Raw genomic sequence first — 5,176 nt, 5'->3', positions numbered from 1 at the left:
TGTCCTTGCCGAATATATCCGCAGCGGAGAACTGGCCCGGCAGGTGCGGCGCCTGCGCAAAGACTATCAGGAAAAAGGGGAGATCATGGAGCGTTTCCTCGTGAAAGCCTTTGGGGACCGCATCCGCGTCAGCCGTATCGTATCGGGCGTCTATTGTCACATTACCCTGAAAAGCCCCGATACGGAAGACATATTATTGAAAAAGGCAGCGAAAAAAGGCTGCCGCGTCTTATCGGTGCAATCCTTTTATGAAAACCGGAATCTGGAGACGGAAAAAGAATTTCTTCTGAGCTTTTCCAAAATTCCCGGCTGTCAGCTGAAAGACGCTGTGGAGGCACTAAAAACAGCCTGGTCAGAGAAAGAGGGAGACTAATGGCCAAAAGTTTACGTTTTATACATTGCGGGGACCTGCATCTGGGCAGTCCCTTTCATGATATCGCCATGGTCGATGAACGCTGGCAGCGTATCGTCGGCAAGGCGCCGGTCCGGGCGTTTCAGAAAATCGTCCAGACGGCGATTGATAAAGAAGTCGATGCCGTCCTTATTGCCGGCGACGTCTATACCAGCAGCAGCCACAACCTGACGGCGCAGCTCGATTATGTACGCCTCCTGCACAAGCTGGCCCAGCACCATATACAGGTCTTTGCCGTACTGGGCAATCACGACCCGCTGGATGCCTGGAAGGCACGGATTCCCTTTCCGCCCAACGTACATGTTTTTGGCACGGAAAAGGTCGAACGGATCCCCCTCATCGTAGACGGGGAAGAAATAGCCGCTGTCTACGGGCAGAGCTACGCCAAGAGCGAGCAGCGGGACAATCTGGCCTGGAATTTCCGCCGGACTGCGGCTGACCGTTATGCCATCGGCCTGCTGCACACCCAGGTCGGCAGTGCCCAGTCGCCGTATGCCCCGTGCAGCATGACGGACCTGCAGGAAAGCGGCATGGATTACTGGGCTCTGGGCCACGTGCACAAGCACCAGGTCCTGTCAGAGAAGCCTTATGTCGTATATGCCGGCAATCCCCAGGGACTCGATTGTACAGAAACGGGGCCGCGGGGCTGTTATTACGTGGAAGTAGGCCCGTACGGGACGGTACATATGGAATTCATCGATACGAGCATCGTCCGCTGGGAAACGGCCGACGTGCCCATCGATAACGCCGAGTCGGTTTCGGAGCTGCGCGATGCCGTGCGCTTTACCAAAGAAAAAGTGCGCCGGGAATGTGGCAAGCCCACTTTCCTGACGATAAATTTTACCGGGTCGGGCAGTATGTACCAGGTCATCAATAACCCGGAAGCGACACAGTACTGGATCGATGCCTGGCGGGAAGAAGAAGCCGGCAAATACGCCTTCGTCATGGTACAGCGCCTGCGCAACATGGCCCGTCCCAAAATCAATGCCGGCGAACGGAGCAAACTGCCCGATACGGTAGGGGACTACCTCAACGTATCGGACAAGCTCGATGCACTGCCGCAGGATGAAAAAATGAAAGTCCTGCGCGATATCTTGTCACAGCGGCCGGAATTTGAACGCCTGGGAGCGTATGGCCGGAGCATTTCCGACGAACGGCTCCTGGAAGCGTTTGAAAAAGCCAAATGGCTGGGCATGCAGAAGCTGCTGGAAGATAGAAGAGGATAAGATATGAAGATTATACAGATGAATTTAGATGATTTCGGTATTTACCATAATGTTTCCTGGGTGCCGCCGGAAAAAGGCCTGATCGTCATGCATGGTCAGAACGAAAGCGGCAAGACGACGCTGATGAAATACGTGCGCTCCATGTTTTTCGGCTATCCACGGGGAGAATGGAAAGGGTACTTCGGCCACATGGATATCCGCCGGGAAGACGGCCATGAATACCGGATTTACCGCAATGAAAAAGAATCGTATATCGCCGATGGCGACGAAGTAATCCATGAAGAACCGTCCGCACTCTGGTGGCACAGCCTGGAACGGGGTACGTATGATAAGATTTTTGCCATGGGACTCGAGGACCTGCAGGGATTCAAGATTCTCTCCAACGAGGAAGTACGGAGTCATTTCTTCAGCATCGAAAGCGGCGTCCGCATGGGAGCGGTCCGCCGTGATTTTATGCGGCAGATGGGAGAACTGCTCGTAGCATCCCATCAGGGCAAGAAGCCCATCAATAACCTGTTGCAGGAACAGCGCGAATTCGACCGTAAAATCCATGAATTGTCCTACGATGAAGAAGAATTTGCATCCTTGCAGGAAAAGGAACAACAGACCCATGAAATTGAGAAACGGCTGCGCCTGAGCATAGAAGAAACGAAGCAGCAGATCGAAAAGGTAGCTATGCCGCTGGCTGCCTGGGACGTGTATAAGCGGGGGCAGGATGCCATGAAGCACATGCAGGAACTGGCCGACGTATCGCAGTTCCCTGCCGATGGTGCCCAGCGCTGGGAAGAGCTGGAACAGAAAATCCGGGACATCAATGAAAAAATAAAAGAACTGGAAGCGGCCAGCCGCAAGGGACCGGCCTTCAAGCAGGAATGGAACCGCTGGGTCATCTGCGGCTCCCAGATTGATGAGCTGTATCACAATATGCCCCAGTGGCAGCAGGGGCAGGAAGAACTGGCAGACCATGAGGATAAGGAAATGGACTGGCAGTACGATGAAAATAAGTACAGTCAGACTCTGGCCGGCTGGACGGAAGGAACACTTCCAGAACAGGCCGACTGGAACCGGGCCCTGACTCTGGCCCGCAATCTGGAAACGTACACCAGGGAAGAAGAAAAGTGGCAGGCAGCCCGTCCTAAAGATGTCAGTGCCTCTCTGGATACGGGCAATGCCGACGGGCCGCAGCGGACGCCGGAAGAATGGAAGGAACTGGGAAAATCAGTCGTCACCATTCAGGATACGCTCATAGAACGGGAAAAGACTCAGGAACTGCTGCGGCTGCTGAAGGAAGACCCGGCAGAAACGAGCCATGGATTCCTGGCGCTGGGCCTGCTCTTTCTGCTGGCTGCGGCGGGACTTGCGGCTTCGGTCGTCCTGTATGATTTTGATCTCATGATGGCCGGCGGCGCGGCTGTCCTGTGTGTACTGCTGGCTCTTGCCGCTTTTGCCAAACAGCGTTCGGACGGGCGGCGCGTGCCCCGGCGCATCGGCGAACTGGAGGGTCAGCTGGCTACCTTACAGACCCGCCTTTCAGCCATGGCCGATGATGCGGGCCTGGAAATTTCTACGGACGAAGACAATGCGGCCTGGAATCAGATGCTCGACGGCGTCCGCAAGGAATACATGGACTGGAAGACGAGAGAGTCCCAGGATGCCTGGAAAAAGGAACAGCAGGTCATGTACGACGCCATTTACCAGAAATGGGAACAGGAAGGAAAAGGCTGGGAAGATAAACTGGGAAACTGCCGCAGTGCCTGGAAAACCTGGCAGCAGACGACGGGATTTACCAAACTGGAAACGGGCGATGTCCAGGCTGCCAAAGAAGCCTGGGATGCATACCAGCATGCCCGCACGTCCCTGAAGGACTGGAAGAAGCGCAAAGAAGATATCCTGACCCGTATCAGCCGTCTGAAGGATAGTGCTGAACAGATTTTCCGCGAAGTCGGCGTCAGTGAAGACGTATCGCCGGAAGGCATCGAGCGGGTTTATCAGATGTGGCAGAAAATCCGCGTCCAGGCAGAAGTGGCCCGCGAACAGGACCGGCAGCAGGAAGAAAAGAAGAAAGAACTGGCAAAATGTCAGAAGGAACGGGATATACGCCGCCATCAGGAAGCAGAAATCCTGAAGGAAACGGGCTCCCAGACGGCAGGAGAATTCCGCAGCAAAATCTTGAAATTCCGTCAGTTCCACCAGTATAAAGAAGTATACGAACAATCGGAAGCCCACATCAAGCTCATCGCCAAGACGCCGAAGAACCTGGCCCAGCTCCGCCATGAATTAAAGATACACGACTGCCAGACCTGGAAAGACGAAAAGGCATACTATGAACGTAAGATAGCCGATACGGAAAAGAAACTGGCCGCAGTGGCCGAAAAGAGAGGCAGCATCGTCGAACGGCTCAGCCAGATGGCAAAGAGCGAAGAAGCGGGACGGCTGCTGCAGGAAAAGCAGAACAGGAAAACGGAACTCGACAGGAAGACCGATGACTGGCTGACCTTCTTATATGCCCAGTATATGCTCGGCGAAGCCCAGAATTATTACGAACGGGTTCGCCAGCCTCTGGTAATCCGCCAGGCCGGCGATTATCTCCACCTCATGACCCAGGGCCGGTATACGCTCCAGGCCAGTTTTGACGGACGGCAGCTCTATGCCGTCGACGGGACGGGCCGGCGCATTCCCGAAAAGGAATGGAGCAGCGGCACGGGCGACCAGGTATATCTGGCCATCCGCATGAGTCTGGCCATGGCCTTTTCCAAACAGATCGAACCGATGCCGATCATTCTCGACGATATCCTCGTCCGCTTCGATGAACAACGGCAGAAAGAAGCCATCCGCTTCCTGGCCGATCTGGGCAGGAAAGAACAGATATTCCTCTTCACCTGTTCCATGGAAACGAGGAAACTGGCAGAAGAAGTGCAGAAACTGCTGGCAGGAGAAACGGATACGATTCATCTGTTTGAAATTGAACAGGGGACAATTGCGTCAGCGTAATGGACAAAAAACAGAAAAATTAGTTTGTGCTTACGAACAGGGAGAAATTTGTATTTATGCAAATTTCTCCTTTTTTCATGAGATTAAATTTTACTATGCGAAAACAATAAAGCTTATTTTACCATATGGTAGAGAATTACAGTTACTTAAACGTTTAATTTAATGGAAGAATTTTTTTGAAAAAATTTATTGACAAGACATAACTATACATTTATAATTTTCGTATAAGGAAAATAGAATGCAGAATGAGGCAAGGGGGCCGTACAAATCGAGGAAGGGTTTGGAGGCCTTTTTTTGTCCAGGAACGCAAATTTTGGGAGGGATGTCATATGAAGTTCAGTTCACTCAAGAAAGTATTGGCCGTTGGTCTGGCCGCTGTCGTAGTCGTAGGGGCGCTTGCCGGTTGTGGGGATAATAAAGCCGGTGCCCAGAAGAAATTCCTGAATATTGGTACCGGTGGCACGGCCGGCACGTATTATCCGATTGGCGGTGCTATGGCAGAAATTTTGAACAAGAATATTGAAGGCATGAATGCCACGGCCCAGAG

3 protein-coding genes and 1 pseudogene are annotated in these 5,176 nt (G+C 52.9%); all 4 read left to right on the top strand.

The features are described 5' to 3' along the window. Nucleotides 1-373, top strand: a pseudogene (locus tag DBO31_RS09300) (PLP-dependent aminotransferase family protein); the annotation flags it as partial. After that, nucleotides 373-1,638: a DNA repair exonuclease gene (locus tag DBO31_RS06390; protein WP_075581613.1), complete on the top strand. Its 1,266-nt coding sequence runs from the start codon at nt 373-375 to the stop codon at nt 1,636-1,638. The pseudogene DBO31_RS09300 and the gene DBO31_RS06390, both read left to right, overlap by 1 nt. A 3-nt stretch (nt 1,639-1,641) precedes the next feature. Next, nucleotides 1,642-4,629, top strand: coding sequence for an AAA family ATPase (locus DBO31_RS06385; RefSeq protein ID WP_150824727.1), 2,988 nt, complete (start codon nt 1,642-1,644; stop codon nt 4,627-4,629). Nucleotides 4,630-4,958: 329 nt separating this feature from the next. Then, nucleotides 4,959-5,176 (top strand): TAXI family TRAP transporter solute-binding subunit (locus DBO31_RS09460; RefSeq protein ID WP_304466346.1); only part of this gene is annotated, 218 nt, incomplete at its 3' end.

The organism is Megasphaera sp. DJF_B143 (assembly GCF_900320625.1).
GTDB classification, from domain to species: domain Bacteria; phylum Bacillota; class Negativicutes; order Veillonellales; family Megasphaeraceae; genus Megasphaera; species Megasphaera hexanoica.
Note: the sequence above shows the minus strand (reverse complement) of the source record. Positions and strands in the feature narration are given on the sequence as shown.

Excerpts from the sequence above, each read along its gene's own strand:
- DBO31_RS06390 (WP_075581613.1), top strand. The coding sequence starts at position 373 with ATGGCCAAAAGTTTACGTTTTATACATTGCGGGGACCTGCATCTGGGC.
- DBO31_RS06385 (WP_150824727.1), top strand. The coding sequence starts at position 1,642 with ATGAAGATTATACAGATGAATTTAGATGATTTCGGTATTTACCATAAT.